The organism is Xanthomonas sp. NCPPB 3569, assembly GCF_041475645.2.
GTDB classification, from domain to species: Bacteria; Pseudomonadota; Gammaproteobacteria; order Xanthomonadales; family Xanthomonadaceae; genus Xanthomonas; species Xanthomonas phaseoli.
On the sequence record NZ_CM192969.1, the window covers coordinates 3,753,736 to 3,769,977 of the forward strand.

The following is a 16,242-nucleotide window of genomic DNA, read 5'->3' on the forward strand; positions in this document are numbered from 1 at the left end:
CAGGTGCGGCCAAGGCTCGTGGGTCCAATCCGAGGATGTCGGCCCAGCGCAAGACGCGCGACCGACGTGGGTTGGCTGTCAAACCTGCGTCGTGGACGTCCGGATCCACGCCAACCTCCGAGGCCGGCGCCCCCATGCAGCAGCCAAAGGCCTGTGTGGGTGCCAATCCAGAGCCCGCGCAGGTCGACAAGCCAACCAGCACCATTCCCAGGAGGGGTTTGTCCACCCCAAATCGCAGCTCGCCGACATTGCCGGGCATTCGGCACGCACAGGGATTTTTCACGCGGAATTTACAATCAAATTGACGCGTGGGCGCATTTGATCGCACCCGACGCACATACCCTGGCGAACTGAAATCGCTTCCATATCAATGACATCCTGCCATTTCGGGACCTGGTTGCCACATTCCGACGAACGGCGCCTTCACATCATCATGATTCGGACTCAGCCGCCGATACCCCCATTGCGGGCCATGGACTGCCGATGCCGCTCCCCCTTCTCAGATCATCCAGCTGGACTCAGCCTATGTCGCTTGCACACGATGCCGCCCCCGTTGCCCAACCGCCTGCCGGTCGGCACGTTGCGCGCGCTACCTGGACCGCATGGCTGCCCGCCGCTGCACATATCGCGCTGCTGGCGTTGCTGGCCTGCTATGCCGCCACGCTGGTGCCCGGCGGCTTCCTGAGCGGGCTCGGACGCGTGCTGCCCGCCCTGCTGGTGTTGGGCGCGACAAGCGCCGGGCTCTGGTGGTGGTCGCGCCGGCGTCACGACGGCCAGTTGCAGCAGGCAATGCGTGCGGCGGTGGCGATCGGCGAAGGACGCATCCAGCGTCTGGACCTGCGCAACGCCTCCGGCGACCTCGCGCCGTTGCTGCATGCGTTGCAGGATGCCCAGGACAAGCTCGCCATCCGCATCGACGTGATGGAGCAAGGCCTGCGCCATGGCCAATTCGTGATCAAGGCGCTGGACGATCTGGACACCATGATCCGCATCGCCGACGACGATGGCCAGGTGCTGTTTGCCAACCGCAAACTGCTCGCCATGCTCAAGCTGATCGAGCCGGATGTACAGAGCTTCCGTCCCAGCTTCCATGCCGAAGGCTTCGTCGGCGGCAGCATCGGCGACATCTATCCCGACAGCCAGGCCGCGATCGACCGCATGCGCGCGTTGAATGCCTCCAAGGCCGTGCGTGCGCCGTTCTTCGGCCGCCAGATCGACTTCGTCTACAGCCCGATCATCGGCGCCGACGGCACCAAGCTCGGCACCATCGCGCAGTGGATGGACGTCACCGCGCAGGTCAACGCCGAGCAGGCACTGATCCAGATCATCGACGCCGCCTCCGCTGGCGATTTCAGCCGTCGCATGCAGGTCGACGGCATGGACGGTGTGCTGCTGAGCCTGGCGCAAGGCATCAACCGCATCTACGACTCGGTGGAAACCCATCTGGCCGCACTGGCGCGCGTGATCGGTGCGCTGGCCGAAGGCGACCTCACCCAGCGTGTGGACGGCGATGCGCACGGTATCTTCGCGCGCCTGCGCGACGACACCAACCAGACCGTCACCCGCCTCACCGAAATCATCGGCGGCATCCAGACCGCATCGGACACCATCCGCCAGGCCGCGGTGGAAATCGCCGCCGGCAACATGGATCTTTCCGAACGCACCGAGCAACAGGCGGCCAATCTGGAAGAAACCGCAAGCTCGATGGAAGAACTCACCTCCACCGTGAAGCAGAACGCCGAGAGCGCGCTGCAGGCCAATCGCCTGGTCGTCGGCACCGGCGACGTGGCGCAGAGCGGCGGCCAGGTGATGGACGAGGTGGTCGCCACCATGGGCCAGATCAGCACCGCCTCGCGCAAGATCGGCGAGATCATCGGTGTGATCGACGGCATTGCGTTCCAGACCAACATCCTGGCGCTCAACGCTGCGGTGGAAGCCGCGCGTGCCGGCGAACAGGGCCGCGGCTTTGCTGTGGTGGCCTCGGAAGTGCGCGCACTGGCGCGGCGCTCGGCCGATGCGGCCAAAGAGATCAAGACGCTCATCGCCGACTCTACCGACAAGGTGGAACTGGGTTCGGGCCTGGTGCACCGCGCAGGCGCGACCATGCGCGAGATCGTCGGCTCGGTCAAACACGTCACCGACATCATGAGCGAGATCACCTCAGCCAGCGCCGAGCAGTCCAGCGGGATCGAGCAGGTCAACCGCACGGTCGCGCAGTTGGATGAAGTGACCCAACGCAACGCCGCGCTGGTGGAAGAAGCCACCGCCGCCGCGCGCAGCTTGGAAGAACAGGCGGTGGAACTGGCCGATGCGGTCTCCATCTTCCGCCTGCAGTCCGACACCCGCCCCGGCGCCTCCAACATCGCGCGCGCCAGCCTCCACAACGCGGCATAAGCCCGGCATGCGTAGCCATTCGTAGGAGCGCACCCGGGCGCGACCGGGCTTTCCCGGGAATGCTCCTCGCGCTCAGGCGCGCTCGTACGCGCCGTTGGTCGGGATCGCCGGGTGCGCCAGCCAATTGCCGCGCACGACGTACGTGCAGTGCCTCAGTCCAGAAACCGCGCGTGCTGCTCGGGCGTGGGCAGCAGGCAGTGATCGCGGCGGCCGAACCAGCGGTAACGATTGCGTGCGATCAGCCGGTAGCCGAGATCGCGCACGCGCCGCGGGACCAGGCGCAGCACTCCACTCAACCGCCAGAGCCCGCCCAATCCCGCAAGCACGCGCACGATCGCGTCGCTATCGGTCCAGGCACCGGTGGCGTCCACCAGGAGAAACGACAACGGGTCGTCCGGGTCCAGGCCGTGCTGCTGCAACAGTGCGCGCCCGGCGTGCCCCTGCATGGCGGCAAAGCGATAGCGCCCACGCCGATCGTGGCGCAGCAGGAATTTGACCCAGCCATTGCAGAGCAGGCACACGCCATCAAAGACGATGGTGGCCTGCGCCGCAGGCGGCGCGACAGGCGATTGATCAGCGCGGTTCAAGCCAGCCCTCATATCGAATGAACGGCCCTACCAGCGGCAACTGCACGTCCACCAGAAACCCGTAACGGCCGCCGTCGGCATGCTCGCGGCAGCGCACCTGCCGGAACCAGCGGACAGGCAACCGAATCATCCCGAATGCCCACACGCCGGTTGCCTGCCAATACAACGATTGCGCATCGGCCTGCAGCGAAAATTCAAAGCGCACCGCGCCCAGGTGTTCGCGCAAGCGGTCGCCATTGCGCCATAGCCGCGAATGCATCAGCATGCCGTCAAAACGCCGATGCCAGCGCTCGCCGTGCGCGTCGGTCAGAAAATCCACTTCCACCGCCACCTCGCCACTGCGCGGCAAACGGCCAGCAGCGCCAGTAGCGGGACCAGCGCATGCGCGCCGCGTTGAATCCTTGCCCGGCCGGCGAAGGTTTGCCGCTGCTGCACCGAATGCAGCGCGCGCACCGGCGCAGGCAGTTGCGCGAACGCGTCCTGCCCCAGCACCTGTGCGAACAACGGCACGCTCAGGGCGCGATCCAGGCCAACGTGGCCATGCGTCCGCTGCGGCGATCGCGGCGATGCGAGAAGAACCGCTGCGGATCGGAAATGGTGCACAACCCGCCGCCATGGACCGCATCGGCCGGCACACCGGCTCGCTGCAGCCGCTGACGTGCCAACGCATACAGATCCACCCGCCAGTGCCCCGGGCGCGTGGCGACAAACGCGTGTTGCGCCTGTGCATCGTGCGCAACGAAGGCGCCGAACACGTCCTCGCCGATTTCATACACCTGGGGCCCCGCGGCTGGACCCAGCCAGGCCACCAGTCGTTGCGGTGGCGTCCGCATCGCGGCCACGCTGCGCTCCAGCACACCGTCGGCCAGCCCACGCCAACCGGCATGCGCAGCAGCGACCTCGCTGCCATCGACGGCAGCGAACACGACCGGCAGGCAATCGGCCGTGAGGATTGCCAGTACCACGCCAGGCGCCGAGGTCACAGCAGCATCGGCAACCGGTTCGTGCGCCCCTGGCCGCAGATCCGCCGCGCGGTCGGTGGAATCGGGTGCCGTGGGCGGTGCATCCAGCCGTACCACGTCCACGCCGTGCACCTGCCGCAACCACTGCGGCGAGCTCGGCAGCTGCAGTGCCGCGGCCAGCAGTGCCCGGTTGCGCTCCACCTGCTCGGGCACATCGCCCTCGGCGCTGTTGCGGTTACCGAGGTTGAGCGTGTCGAACGGCGGCAGCGAGCCGCCCAGGCCGTGACGCAGCGTGGTCAGCGCACGGATGCGCGGCGGCGCCGGCCAGTCGGCTGGCAGGATGAAGGCCGCAGCCATGGACATCTCAGCGGCGTGCCAGCTCGGCGGCGCGTGCGCTGTCTTCGCGCAGCACGGTCATCAGGCGCTGCAGATCGGCCGGCACCGGCGCGCTGGCCCGGACCGGCTCGCCGCTGACCGGATGCAGGAATTCCAGGGTTTCAGCGTGCAGCGCCTGGCGCTTGAAGGTGCGCAGTTCATGCACCAGCTCATCGGTGGCCCCCTTGGGCAGCTTGAGCGCGCCGCCGTACAGCGGGTCTCCGACGATCGGCGATTTCAGGTGCGCCATGTGCACGCGGATCTGGTGGGTACGCCCGGTTTCGAGCCGGCATTCCAGCGCGGTGTGCGCACGGAAGCGCTCGCGCAGGCGGTAATGGGTGACCGCATCGCGGCCGTCGTCGAGCACCGCCATCTTCAGGCGGTCGCGCGGGTGGCGGTCGATCGGGGCATTGGCGGTGCCGCCGGAGACCAGCGCGCCCACCACCACGGCCAGATACTGGCGATGCACCTCGCGCGCGGACAGCTGCTCCACCAGCGCGGTCTGCGCCTGCACGGTGCGCGCCACCACCATGACGCCGCTGGTGTCCTTGTCCAGGCGATGCACCACCCCGGCGCGCGGCACCGAGGCCAGCGCCGGGTCGCGGAACAGCAGCGCATTGACCAGGGTGCCGTCCGGGTTGCCGGCGCCCGGATGCACCACCAGGCCGGCCGGCTTGTCGATCACCAGTACCTGCTCGTCTTCGTACAGCACACTCAGCGGGATGTCCTGCGGCGCGGCGTGGGTCTGGGTTTCCAGCACCACCTGCAGCTGCACGCTCTCGCCGCCGCGCAAGGTATCGCGCGGGCGCGCCATTTCGCCGTCCAGCAGCGCGTCGCCGGACTTGATCCACTCCGACAACCGCGAGCGCGAGAATTCGGGGAACAGTTCGGCCAGCACCGCGTCGAAACGCCGTCCTGCGGCGCTGTCGGGCACGACGGCCTGACGAATGGACGGGTCGGTGGGGTCGGCAGAAGGGTCGGACATGGACACGGTTACTCGGGCAAAAACGGGAATTTGAGGGTCCGGGCAGCAGGAGTCAGTCGCCGGACAGGCCACTAGGCTATCATCGCCCTTTCGTTTTCCTGATGCGTCCTGCCCAGACCCATGATCCGACGGTCCACGTTTTCCGCGCCTGCGCGCCTGATTGCCCTCATGCTGGTCATGGCGTTCGTCGTCACCGGCTGCCACCGCGGCGCCAAGGACAAGAATCCCGACGAGGGCATGCCGGTCGAGCAGCTCTACGGCAAGGGTCATAACCTGATGGAGAAAGGCAACTGGGCCGGCGCCGAAGCCAGCTACAAGCGCCTGATCGCCCAGTACCCGTATGGCCCGTACACCGAGCAGGCGATGATCGAAACCGCCTACGCCCAGTACAAGGCCGGCAAGCACGACGACGCCGTCTCCAGCGTCGACCGCTTCATCCGTACCTACCCGACCCACCGCAACATCTCGTATCTGTACTACCTGCGCGGGCTGGCCAACAGCAACCGCGACACGGTGTTCCTGCGCCGCGTGTGGTCGCTGGACCCGAGCCGCCGCGACCTGTCTTCGCCGCAGCAGGCCTACAACGATTTCAATACCGTCACCGATCGCTACCCCAACAGCCGTTACGCCGCCGACGCACGCAAGCGCATGATCGAGTTGCGCGACATCTTCGCCCAGCATGAATTGGACAACGCGCTGTACTACCTGCGCCGCGATGCCTGGGTGTCGGCCGCCGGTCGTGCCAACTACCTGCTCGAAACCTATCCGCAGAGCGCCTTCCAGTACGACGCGGTCGCAGTGCTGGCCGAGGCCTACACGCACCTGGGCAACAAGACCTTGGCAGCCGACGCACGCCGCGTGCTGGAGCTCAACGACCCGCAGCACCCGTGGCTGACCGGCAACTGGCCGAAATACCCGTGGGCCATCCGCAAGCTCAACCCGTTTGCCGGCGAAAAATCCGCCGCGACCGGGCAAAGCAATTCGCAGATGAATCGCGACTGAGACATCAGGCGCAGCGCATGACCAAAGAGAGGCCGAAAGGCCTCTTTTTTGTTGTGGCGACGATGACGGCAGCACGGCAAGTGCAGTACCGACGACAACACGGCGGCGATTGCCGACGCCGACGCACCTACAGCCTTCAGTCGCTTCCCCCGCGCACGATGCATTGCCGGAGTCGCGCGTGCATCCTGGAACCGGCCCCAGGTCACCAAATGCCCCCGGGCCCCCTGTCTATACTCATCCCCAACCAGCTCCGACTCCCTGCGAGCGCCAGCCAAGGAAGCCGCATGTCTCGTGCCATCATCGCTTTGCTGCTCATGCTCTCGCTGGCTGCCGTGACCGTCAGCGCCACCGCAGCCCCCATCGTCTACGGCGTCAACGCGCACGACAGCCGTCCCGGCTATGCCATGACCCAGGCCGAGGCACGCTTCAAACTGCTGGCAGCGCGCAACCTGCGCAGCTACCGGTTCGATGTCGACCCGCGCGACTACGCAACGCTGGATGCGCTAGTTCCCTTGGCGCGCAAGTACGGCATCACCCTGCGCCCGATGGTCTACCCGATGTCGCGCGAGATCGGTTACCAGCTGGCACGCCGCTATGCGGCAGACATCAAGGTCTGGGAAATCGGCAACGAACAGGATCTGGTGCGCGCCGAAGCCGATACCCGCATCGCCGCAATGACCACGATGTATCTGGGCATGCGCCAGGCTTCCGACGAACTGGGCGCAGGCCTGCGCTTCACCATCAACATCACCGCCTGCAATAGCGACGATCGCAGCGCCAACGCGCGCTGCCCGGGCGATCGCAACGGCTCGCTGTGGTTTCTGGCAAAAGCCAAGGCGGCCGGCTTCGACTTCGACCACATCAGCTTCCACTACTACGCGTTCTACCAGGATGCCGGCTACTGGACGGACTTGTATCTGGGCCAGCTGCGCACTGCCGCACGCACCTACAACACCTCGATATTCTTCAACGAGCTGAACTGTGCGGAGATTTATACAGGCAGCACCACTGGGGGCACCGCAGGTGATCGGGGCTGTTACGACAGCCTGGCGCAGCTGTTGCGCAACGTGCGTGACAACTACGCCGACGTGGTGGCCGAGGTGAACGTCTATGAGTTAGTGGACCAGGCCACCATCCAGGGGCCCGAAGGCCATTTTGGCCTGATGTACGACCTGGCCCGACCAAAGCCGCCCCTGGATCTGCTCACGCGGTTCGCCCAGCCGCCGGCCACCGCAGCGGCAGCCACTGCGTCAGCCGAGTGACCGGATTAGCCGTTCGGACTACTGCCCGCGATACCCGTTGGTGATCGGATAGCGCCGTTCGCGACCGAATGCACGCCGCGACACCTTGGGCCCGGGCGCGGACTGATGGCGCTTCCACTCGTTGAGCCGTACCAGGCGCAGCACATGCTCGACGGTATCGGCCGCATAGCCTGCCGCAACGATGTCGTCGCGCGACTGCTCCTGATCGACGTAGCGATACAGGATGCCGTCGAGCACATCGTACGGCGGCAGCGAATCCTGGTCAGTCTGGTTGTCGCGCAACTCCGCCGACGGCGGGCGCGAAATCACCGCCGGCGGAATCACCGGCGCGCCGCCGACGGTGTTGCGCCATTTCGCCAGGCCGAACACCTCCGTCTTGTACAGGTCCTTGAGCGGCGCATAGCCACCGCACATGTCGCCATAGATGGTGGCGTAACCCACTGCGTATTCGCTCTTGTTACCGGTGGTCAGCACCAGCCCGCCGAACTTGTTCGACAGCGCCATCAGGATCACGCCACGGCTGCGCGACTGCAGGTTTTCTTCGGTGATGTCCGGCTGTGTGCCTTCGAACATCGGCCCCAGCGAGCCGAGCAGGCCTTCGAAAGCCGGCTCGATCGCGATGGTCTCCAGCTTCACGCCCAGCGCGAGACATTGCTCGTCGGCCAGGTCGTTGGACAGGTTCGCGGTGTAGCGCGACGGCAGGCGCACGGCGGTCACGTTGTCGCCGCCCAGCGCATCCACCGCCATCGCCAACACCAGTGCCGAGTCGATGCCGCCGGACAAGCCCAGCCAGACCTTGCTGAAGCCGTTCTTGCGGCAATAGTCCTGCAGCCCGCGCACCACCGCGCGCCAGGCCAGCGCGTCCATGCTCTCGTCGCCGTCGTCCACCCACACCACCGGAGTGAAGCTGCGCTCGCCGGCCGCGTAGTCCACCACCAGCCACTGGTCCACAAAGGCTGCAGCGGCGGGATGCACGGTGCCGTCGCCATCGGCCACCACCGAGGCGCCATCGAACACCAGTGCATCCTGCCCGCCCACGACGTTGAGATAGGCAATCGCCGCCCCGCTCTCGCGGGTGCGTTCGGCCAGCAATGCATCGCGTTGCGCATGCTTGCCGCGCTCGTAGGGCGAGGCGTTGGGCACCAGCACCAATTCCGCGCCCGCCCGTACCGTGTTGGCCAACGGCTCGGCGAACCAGAGGTCTTCGCAGATCACCACGCCCACCCGCACGCCCTTGACCGTGACCACGCAGTTCTCGCCATCCGGGTCCACGTCGAAATACCGACGCTCGTCGAACACCGCATAGTTGGGCAGTTCGCGCTTGCGGTAGGTGGCTTCGATTCGCCCGTCGCGCAACACGCTGGCGGCGTTGTAGACCACGCTGCCGGCGCTTTGCGGCCAGCCGACCACCGCCACGATGCCGCGCGTGGCCGCCGCAATCCGTGCCAGCGCCTGTTCGCAATGAGCGAGGAATCCCGGCCGTAACAGCAAGTCTTCCGGCGGATACCCGCTGATCGCCAATTCGGGAAACAGCACGATGTCGGCCTCGAACTCGTCGCGCGCCGCTGCGATGTATTCGATGATGCGATCGGTATTCTGCGTCACGCCGCCGACCGGGAAGTCGAACTGGGCCATGGCGATGCGGAGGGTCTGGGACATATCGGCAGCCTTTTGCAGATTCCTACCGAACGCCGGAAGGAGGAAGAGAGAAGCGGGCAACGCATAGCCGCTGCGCAATCGCGTCGCAGACAGCGTCGGTGCGCACCAGCACTTCATTATTCCAGAAGCGCAGCAGCTGGAAGCCTTTTCGGTGCAGGAAGGTCTCGCGCGCGGCATCGGAGGACGCATCCAGGTGTTGGCTGCCGTCAAGTTCGACGATCAGCGCCCGTTCCAGGCAGGCGAAATCGGCGACATACGGGCCGACCGGACACTGCCTGCGGAACTTGAATCCCAACAGCCGCCGATCGCGCAGGCGGTACCAAAGCAAACGCTCGGCAGCGGTCATCTCGCGCCGCAAGGTTTTTGCAAAGCGGATCTTCTCACCGGTGCGCATCGGAAGCACCCAGGTCTGGGGAGCTCACAGCTTGGTGTGGAGCGCCACGGATCGCTATCGGCTGCGGCCGTCGGGGAGTGTGGGGAAAGCCGCCCTCACCCCTGCCCCTCTCCCGCAAGCGGGAGAGGGGAAATCCAAGACGAAAGGCAGGCGGTGGATCGGTCTGCTTCTGCGTCTGCTGCTTCTGCGTCTGCTGCTTCTGCGTCTGCTGCTTCTGCTGCTGCTTCTGCTGCTTCTGCTGCTGGTGCTGGTGCTGGTGGTGCTAGTGCTGGTGGCGCTGCTGGTGGCGCTGGTGCTGGTGCTGGTGCTGGTGCTGTTGGTGTTGGTGTTTGTGGTGTTTGTGCTGTTGGTGTTTGTGCTGTTGGTGTTTGTGCCGGTGCCGGTGCCGGTGCCGGTGCCGGTGCCGGTGCCGCAAAGTTGCAGCTCTTATCGCCCCGACACTCACACCTGCGCTCGTCACTCCCTTCTCCCGCGTGCGGGAGAAGGTGCCCGAAGGGCGGATGAGGGCAAGCTCCCGCGCACCAACAACAAAAAAGGCCGCCCGAAGGCGGCCTCTCTGACGCTCACACGCTTGCGCGCGGGGCGTGCTTACTTCACCAGCGCTGCGATCGCCGCACCCAGATCGCCCGGCGAACGGACGGTCTTGACGCCAGCGGCTTCCATCGCCGCGAACTTGCCTTCGGCCGTGCCCTTGCCACCGGACGCGATCGCACCAGCGTGGCCCATGCGCTTGCCGGCTGGCGCGGAGGCACCGGCGATGAAGCCGACGACCGGCTTCTTGACGTGGTTCTTGATGTACTCGGCACCGGCTTCCTCGGCGTCGCCGCCGATCTCGCCGACCATGATGATGCCTTCGGTCTGCGGGTCTTCGTTGAACAGCTTGAGGCAGTCGACGAAGTTCAGTCCGTTGATCGGGTCGCCGCCGATGCCGATGCAAGTGGACTGGCCCAGGCCGACTTCGGTGGTCTGCTTGACCGCTTCGTAGGTCAGCGTGCCCGAACGCGACACGATGCCGATCTTGCCCGGCTTGTGGATGTGGCCCGGCATGATGCCGATCTTGCATTCGCCCGGGGTGATCACGCCGGGGCAGTTCGGCCCGATCAGCACGGTGTCCGGATGCGAGCGGGTCAGCACGTTCTTGACGCGCAGCATGTCCAGCACCGGGATGCCTTCGGTGATGCAGACGATGACCTTGATGCCGGCCGCAGCCGCTTCCAGGATCGCGTCGGCCGCATACGGCGGCGGCACGTAGATCACCGAGGCGTCGGCGCCGGTGGCCTCGACCGCGTCGGCGACGGTGTTGAACACCGGCAGGTTGATATGGGTGGTGCCGCCCTTGCCGGGCGTCACGCCGCCGACGACCTGGGTGCCGTACTCGACCATCTGAGTGGCGTGGAAGGTGCCCTGCTGGCCGGTAAAGCCCTGCACGATCACCTTGGTGTTCTTGTTAATCAAAACGGACATGGATAATTCCTTCGGTGTCGTGGATCAGGCGGCGTTCTTGACAGCTTCAACGACTTTCTTGGCACCGTCGTTGATGTTGTCGGCCGGGATGATGGCCATGCCGCTGTCGCGCAGCAGCTGCTTGCCTTCTTCCACGTTGGTGCCTTCCAGGCGCACCACGACCGGAACCTTGACGCCCACTTCCTTGACCGCGGCGATGATGCCTTCGGCGATCATGTCGCAGCGGACGATGCCGCCGAAGATGTTGACGAAGATGCCTTCGACCTTGTCCGAGGACAGGATCAGCTTGAACGCCTCGATGACGCGCTGCTTGTTCGCACCGCCGCCCACGTCCAGGAAGTTCGCCGGCTCGCCGCCATTGAGCTTGATCACGTCCATGGTGGCCATGGCCAGGCCTGCACCATTGACCATGCAGCCGATGTTGCCGTCCATGGTGACGTAGTTGATGTCCAGCTCAGACGCGGTCACTTCGGTCTCGTCTTCCTGCGTCTTGTCGCGCATGGCGACCAGCTGCTTCTGACGGAACGCGGCGTTGTCGTCGCTGTCGAACTTGCCGTCCAGCGCGTACAGGTTGCCGTCGTCCAGGATCGCCAGCGGGTTGATTTCAACCAGCGCCAGGTCCTTTTCGTTGAACAGGCGATACAGGTTCACCATGATGCTGGCGAACTGGCCGGCCTGCTTGGCGTTCAGGCCGAGCTTGAAGCCGAAATCGCGGCCGTGGTAGCCCTGCACGCCTTCGACGAAATCCACATTGAGCGCGTGGATCAGCTCAGGGGTTTCGGCCGCCACCTGCTCGATCTCCACGCCGCCCTCGCTGGAGGCGATGTAGGTGATGGTCTTGGTCCCGCGGTCGACCAGGATCGACAAGTACAGCTCCTTGACGATCTCACCGGCCGTGGTGACCAGCACCAGGTTGATCGGCAGCTCGACGCCGGCGGTCTGGTAGGTGGACATCTTGGTGCCGAGCATCTTGGCTGCTGCGGCCTTCACATCGTCGATGGTCTTGCAGAACTTGACGCCGCCAGCCTTACCGCGGCCGCCCGCGTGGATCTGCGCCTTCACCATCCAGGGGCCATTGCCCAGGGAATTGGCGACTTCAACCGCTTCGTCCGGGGTCGCCGCGACCTTGCCGGCCGGAACGGGGATGCCGTACTCGGCAAGCAGCTGTTTTGACTGGTATTCGTGGAAATTCATGCGTCACCGTGGGAAAAGGAAACGACCGCTGCGTGCAACGCAGACCGCCGGGGCGGCACGTCATGGGACGCGAACGGGCCGCCTATTGTGGCCGACCACGCCGTGCGGCGCAAAATTCGACGGGATTGGCCGCCCGATCGCAGCGCTTGCGCGCCGGCCGACTCTGTGCGCAAGCGCTGCGCAGACCGCGCACCTGCCTATACTCGCGGCTCGCTCCAGCGGGGAATCGGCTTGGCATCCATCGCATCGCTCATCGCCCGGATCCAGTCCGCGCCGCAGCGCGAGCTGTACTTTTTCTCGCTGTACCGGGTGCTGGTGGCCGGCCTGATCGCCGCACTGGTGTTCAGCCCCTTGTCCGACGCCATCCCCGAGCCGCGCTACCCGCGCCTGGCCGCCGGCGTGGCGATCGGCTACCTGTGCATGGCGATCCCGCTGCTGTTCTGGGGCCGCGGCGAACGCCGCCTCACCCCGACCGTGCTGTGCGCGGTAATGGCCGACATCCTTGCCGCCACCCTGGCCACGCACGCGCTGCCCGGTGCCAGCGCCGGGATTGCGATGATGCTGCTGTTCAACGTGGCGGCCGCCTCCATCCTGCTGCGGCTGCGCTACGGCATGAGCATCGCGGTACTCGCCAGCGCCGCCATCCTGCTGGAATACCTGTGGACCCTGCTCGAAGGCGGCGGCGCCACCCGGCCGGTGGCGGAGCTGGCAATGTTTGCCACCAGCTACGTCGCGGTGGCCTTCATCTGCGAACAAATCGCCGCGCGCGCCCGTCGCAACCAGATGCTGGCCGAAGAACGCGGCGCCCAGGTCGCCAATCTGTACGAGATCAACGAGCTGATCATCCGGCGCATGCGCACCGGCGTGCTGGTGGTGGATACCCACAACCATATCTCGTTGGCCAACGAAGCGGCGCTGAGCTTGCTGGGCGATGGCGACCAGCGCACCCCGTCCACCGACCTGTCGCTGGTGGCGCTCACCCCGGAACTGGCGCGCCGGCTGCAGCGCTGGCGCAGCGGCTGGCGCGAGGAAGAAGCGCCGCTGCAACTCGGCGCCGACCGCCCGGAAGTGCAGCCGCGCTTCGTGCGCCTGCTTGCCGACAGCGACCTGGCGCTGGTGTTTCTCGACGACGCCACGGTGGTGTCGCGCCGTGCCGAGTCGCTGACCCTGTCGGCCATGGGGCGCTTTTCGGCCAGCCTGGCGCACGAGATCCGCAACCCGCTAGCCGCCATCAGCTACGCCTCGCAGTTGCTGGAGGAATCGCCGGACATCGGCGATGCCGACCGCCGCCTGCTGCAGATCATCCACCAGCAATGCCAGCGCACCAACGGCATCGTCGAAAGCGTCCTCGCGCTGGCGCGCCGGGAACGCGCCACCCCGGACAATCTGGACCTGGCCGCATTCGTGCGCCGCTTCGTGGTCGAATACCGCCAGACCTTGTCGATGGAAACCGACATCCTGGAGGCCGGCATCCAGGGGAGCTCCGTGCATGCCTTGGTCGACCCCAAGCACCTGCATCAGATCCTCACCGCGCTGGTGCACAACGCACTCAAGTACGGCCGGGTGATGGACGAACCGGCACGGGTCAAGCTGCACGTCGAACGCCTCGAGCGCAAGGCAGTGATCGATGTGATCGACCGCGGCCCAGGCATTCCGGAAGCGGTGGCGGCACAACTGTTCCGCCCGTTCTACACCACCTCCGAACACGGCACCGGCCTGGGCCTGTACATCGCCCAGGAACTCTGCCGCGCCAACCAGGCGCAACTGGACTACGTCGCGGTCCCCGGCGGCGGCGCGTGCTTCCGGATCTCGTTGCAAGGCCCCAACGGATTGCTCGGCAAGTGAGTGCTCGGCTGTCGGCTGAGCGGGATGCCTGATGTGGCGATATCTAGCAGAGCGTTACTTGTTCGATAGAACGCGTTGCAATTGGCGAAGACGCAAACGCCACGCGGCACCTGGTTCGCAGGCCTTACCGGCTTGCGCCCCCCCGCTAACCAGACGCGTTTGGCAACACAGCACATCGACAGCTGCGAATCGCCGACTGGCATCGGCGCCTTGCAAACGCGCTGAAAGCCGCAACGATGCGCCCGCGCAGCAGGTGAATGGTTGGGCGGCGACCCGCTCGACAATTGTCGACCGTCATCACGCTGGGCTATCGTGCGTCCCATGAACGAACCCAAAAGCGCCCTGGTTGTCGATGACGAGCGTGATATCCGCGAGTTGCTTGTTCTCACCCTGGGCCGCATGGGCCTGCGCATCAGCACCGCTGCCAACCTGGCCGAGGCGCGCGAGTTGCTGGCCAACAATCCCTACGATTTGTGCCTGACCGACATGCGGTTGCCAGACGGCAACGGCATCGAACTGGTCACCGAAATCGCAAAACACTATCCGCAGACGCCGGTGGCGATGATCACCGCCTTCGGCAGCATGGACCTGGCCGTGGAAGCGCTGAAAGCCGGCGCCTTCGATTTCGTCAGCAAGCCGGTCGACATCGGCGTGCTGCGCGGCCTGGTCAAGCACGCGCTGGAATTGAACAACCGCGACCGCCCCGCTCCGCCACCGCCACCACCGGAACAGGCCAGCCGCCTGCTTGGCGACTCCAGCGCCATGGAAAGCCTGCGCGCCACCATCGGCAAGGTGGCGCGCAGCCAGGCGCCGGTCTACATCGTCGGCGAATCGGGCGTGGGCAAGGAGCTGGTCGCACGTACCATCCACGAACAAGGCGCACGCGCCGCCGGCCCGTTCGTGCCGGTCAACTGCGGCGCCATTCCCGCCGAGCTGATGGAAAGCGAATTCTTCGGCCACAAGAAAGGCAGCTTCACCGGCGCGCATGCCGACAAGCCCGGGCTGTTCCAGGCCGCGCACGGCGGCACCTTGTTCCTGGACGAAGTGGCCGAATTGCCGTTGCAAATGCAGGTCAAGCTGCTGCGCGCCATCCAGGAAAAGTCGGTGCGACCGGTCGGCGCATCCAGCGAATCGCTGGTGGATGTGCGCATCCTCTCGGCCACCCACAAGGATCTGGGCGACCTGGTCTCCGACGGCCGCTTTCGGCATGACCTGTACTACCGCATCAACGTGATCGAGTTGCGTGTGCCGCCGCTGCGCGAACGCGGTGGCGACCTGCCGCAGCTGGCCGCGGCCATCATCGCGCGGCTGGCACACAGCCACGGCCGCCCCATTCCGCTGCTGACCCAATCTGCGCTCGACGCATTGAATCACTACGGCTTCCCCGGAAACGTGCGCGAACTGGAAAACATCCTCGAACGCGCCCTGGCCCTGGCCGAAGACGACCAGATCAGCGCCACCGACCTGCGCCTGCCCGCCCACGGCGGCCACCGTCTGGCCGCCCCCTCAGGAGGTGCCGCGGCCGAACCGCGCGAAGCCGTCGTCGACATCGACCCCGCCTCAGCCGCGCTGCCGTCCTACATCGAACAACTGGAACGCGCCGCGATCCAGAAGGCGCTGGAAGAAAACCGCTGGAACAAGACCAAGACTGCCGCGCAGCTGGGCATTACGTTTCGGGCGCTGCGCTACAAATTGAAGAAGCTGGGGATGGAGTAGAAGAGCCGGGAATCGAGATTGGGGAATCGGGAATCGTAAAAGCGCAGTCGCCGGCCTCGATGGCCTGTGTGGGAGACACTGCGATGGACTGGCTCATGCGTCAGCTCCCGATCGTCGGCTGCAACGCTCGACGCTGTTGTCCACACAAAACAGCCTGGAACGTACGGGTCCGCAAGCTGTTCCAATTCCCTAATCCCTAATCCCTAATCCCGATTCCCGATTCCCAGCCCTTCGTCCTTGGTTACTCGATTGATTTCCGCCAGGCCGGTCACCCAATGCGCAGCCCCCATCAACGCCGACTGGCGCAAATCGCCGATACCTATCTTCTGGGCTGCATCGGCGATCCGCATCGCAGTGCAGCCCTCTTCGCCCGCTTGCGGGAGAAGGTGCCCGGAGGGCGGAT

At 65.8% G+C, this 16,242-nt stretch carries 13 protein-coding genes and 2 pseudogenes; 5 read left to right on the plus strand and 10 right to left on the minus strand.

What is annotated here, in order from left to right; translation table 11 throughout:
• Window positions 1-525 precede the first annotated feature (525 nt).
• On the plus strand, window positions 526-2,394 hold the full coding sequence (locus ACCQ03_RS16240) for a methyl-accepting chemotaxis protein (RefSeq protein ID WP_209225609.1): 1,869 nt from the start codon (window positions 526-528) through the stop codon (window positions 2,392-2,394).
• Window positions 2,395-2,546: 152 nt separating this feature from the next.
• Here ACCQ03_RS16240 and ACCQ03_RS16245 read toward each other — a convergent pair whose 3' ends face one another.
• The 4 genes and pseudogenes from ACCQ03_RS16245 to rluD form a co-directional block, all read right to left on the minus strand.
• Window positions 2,547-2,981, minus strand: a complete 435-nt coding sequence (locus ACCQ03_RS16245) for a thiol-disulfide oxidoreductase DCC family protein (protein WP_209225612.1) — start codon at window positions 2,979-2,981, stop codon at window positions 2,547-2,549.
• A pseudogene (locus ACCQ03_RS16250) lies at window positions 2,968-3,491 on the minus strand (DUF4166 domain-containing protein). Before ACCQ03_RS16250 ends, ACCQ03_RS16245 begins: the two are co-directional and overlap by 14 nt.
• Before the next feature lie 2 nt (window positions 3,492-3,493).
• Window positions 3,494-4,306, minus strand: a complete 813-nt coding sequence (gene pgeF / locus ACCQ03_RS16255) for a peptidoglycan editing factor PgeF (protein WP_209225614.1) — start codon at window positions 4,304-4,306, stop codon at window positions 3,494-3,496.
• Window position 4,307: 1 nt separating this feature from the next.
• Complete coding sequence (rluD, locus tag ACCQ03_RS16260) at window positions 4,308-5,303, minus strand: 23S rRNA pseudouridine(1911/1915/1917) synthase RluD (protein ID WP_209225616.1); 996 nt, start codon at window positions 5,301-5,303, stop codon at window positions 4,308-4,310.
• A 120-nt stretch (window positions 5,304-5,423) separates the two neighbouring features.
• On the opposite strand from rluD, the gene ACCQ03_RS16265 reads away from it, so the two are divergent.
• Window positions 5,424-6,305, plus strand: coding sequence for an outer membrane protein assembly factor BamD (locus tag ACCQ03_RS16265; RefSeq protein WP_005915798.1), 882 nt, complete (start codon window positions 5,424-5,426; stop codon window positions 6,303-6,305).
• Between the two features lie 284 nt (window positions 6,306-6,589).
• Window positions 6,590-7,567, plus strand: coding sequence for a hypothetical protein (locus ACCQ03_RS16270; RefSeq protein ID WP_057677781.1), 978 nt, complete (start codon window positions 6,590-6,592; stop codon window positions 7,565-7,567).
• An 18-nt stretch (window positions 7,568-7,585) separates the two neighbouring features.
• Here the strand turns inward: ACCQ03_RS16270 and ACCQ03_RS16275 are convergent, their stop codons facing one another.
• From ACCQ03_RS16275 to sucC, 5 genes and pseudogenes are all read right to left on the minus strand, one after another.
• Window positions 7,586-9,226 carry an NAD+ synthase gene (locus tag ACCQ03_RS16275; RefSeq protein ID WP_057677780.1) on the minus strand — a complete coding sequence of 547 codons (1,641 nt, stop codon included), beginning with the start codon at window positions 9,224-9,226 and terminating at the stop codon, window positions 7,586-7,588.
• Window positions 9,227-9,248: 22 nt separating this feature from the next.
• The gene (locus ACCQ03_RS16280; protein WP_057677779.1) at window positions 9,249-9,620 is read right to left on the minus strand and encodes an endonuclease domain-containing protein; all 372 of its coding nucleotides are present in this window, start codon (window positions 9,618-9,620) and stop codon (window positions 9,249-9,251) included.
• A gap of 64 nt (window positions 9,621-9,684) precedes the next feature.
• Window positions 9,685-9,969, minus strand: a pseudogene (locus ACCQ03_RS16285) (hypothetical protein); the annotation flags it as partial.
• A gap of 239 nt (window positions 9,970-10,208) precedes the next feature.
• The gene (sucD, locus tag ACCQ03_RS16290; protein WP_005921370.1) at window positions 10,209-11,084 is read right to left on the minus strand and encodes a succinate--CoA ligase subunit alpha; all 876 of its coding nucleotides are present in this window, start codon (window positions 11,082-11,084) and stop codon (window positions 10,209-10,211) included.
• A 24-nt stretch (window positions 11,085-11,108) separates the two neighbouring features.
• Complete coding sequence (gene sucC / locus ACCQ03_RS16295) at window positions 11,109-12,278, minus strand: ADP-forming succinate--CoA ligase subunit beta (RefSeq protein WP_209225618.1); 1,170 nt, start codon at window positions 12,276-12,278, stop codon at window positions 11,109-11,111.
• Window positions 12,279-12,509: 231 nt separating this feature from the next.
• On the opposite strand from sucC, the gene ACCQ03_RS16300 reads away from it, so the two are divergent.
• Both ACCQ03_RS16300 and ACCQ03_RS16305 read left to right on the plus strand, forming a co-directional pair.
• Window positions 12,510-14,123: a sensor histidine kinase gene (locus ACCQ03_RS16300; protein WP_209225620.1), complete on the plus strand. Its 1,614-nt coding sequence runs from the start codon at window positions 12,510-12,512 to the stop codon at window positions 14,121-14,123.
• Window positions 14,124-14,384: 261 nt separating this feature from the next.
• On the plus strand, window positions 14,385-15,839 hold the full coding sequence (locus ACCQ03_RS16305; protein WP_017155148.1) for a sigma-54-dependent transcriptional regulator: 1,455 nt from the start codon (window positions 14,385-14,387) through the stop codon (window positions 15,837-15,839).
• Between the two features lie 203 nt (window positions 15,840-16,042).
• Here ACCQ03_RS16305 and ACCQ03_RS16310 read toward each other — a convergent pair whose 3' ends face one another.
• Window positions 16,043-16,189, minus strand: coding sequence for a serine/threonine protein kinase (locus ACCQ03_RS16310; protein ID WP_209225622.1), 147 nt, complete (start codon window positions 16,187-16,189; stop codon window positions 16,043-16,045).
• Between the last annotated feature and the right edge of the window lie 53 nt (window positions 16,190-16,242).

Bases quoted from the DNA above. Each gene is read 5' to 3' on its own strand.
- ACCQ03_RS16270 (WP_057677781.1), top strand. From the start codon at position 6,590: ATGTCTCGTGCCATCATCGCTTTGCTGCTCATGCTCTCGCTGGCTGCC.
- sucD (WP_005921370.1), bottom strand. From the start codon at position 11,084: ATGTCCGTTTTGATTAACAAGAACACCAAGGTGATCGTGCAGGGCTTT.
- ACCQ03_RS16240 (WP_209225609.1), top strand. From the start codon at position 526: ATGTCGCTTGCACACGATGCCGCCCCCGTTGCCCAACCGCCTGCCGGT.
- ACCQ03_RS16310 (WP_209225622.1), bottom strand. From the start codon at position 16,189: ATGCGGATCGCCGATGCAGCCCAGAAGATAGGTATCGGCGATTTGCGC.
- ACCQ03_RS16280 (WP_057677779.1), bottom strand. From the start codon at position 9,620: ATGCGCACCGGTGAGAAGATCCGCTTTGCAAAAACCTTGCGGCGCGAG.
- pgeF (WP_209225614.1), bottom strand. From the start codon at position 4,306: ATGTCCATGGCTGCGGCCTTCATCCTGCCAGCCGACTGGCCGGCGCCG.
- ACCQ03_RS16265 (WP_005915798.1), top strand. From the start codon at position 5,424: ATGATCCGACGGTCCACGTTTTCCGCGCCTGCGCGCCTGATTGCCCTC.
- rluD (WP_209225616.1), bottom strand. From the start codon at position 5,303: ATGTCCGACCCTTCTGCCGACCCCACCGACCCGTCCATTCGTCAGGCC.
- sucC (WP_209225618.1), bottom strand. From the start codon at position 12,278: ATGAATTTCCACGAATACCAGTCAAAACAGCTGCTTGCCGAGTACGGC.
- ACCQ03_RS16275 (WP_057677780.1), bottom strand. From the start codon at position 9,226: ATGTCCCAGACCCTCCGCATCGCCATGGCCCAGTTCGACTTCCCGGTC.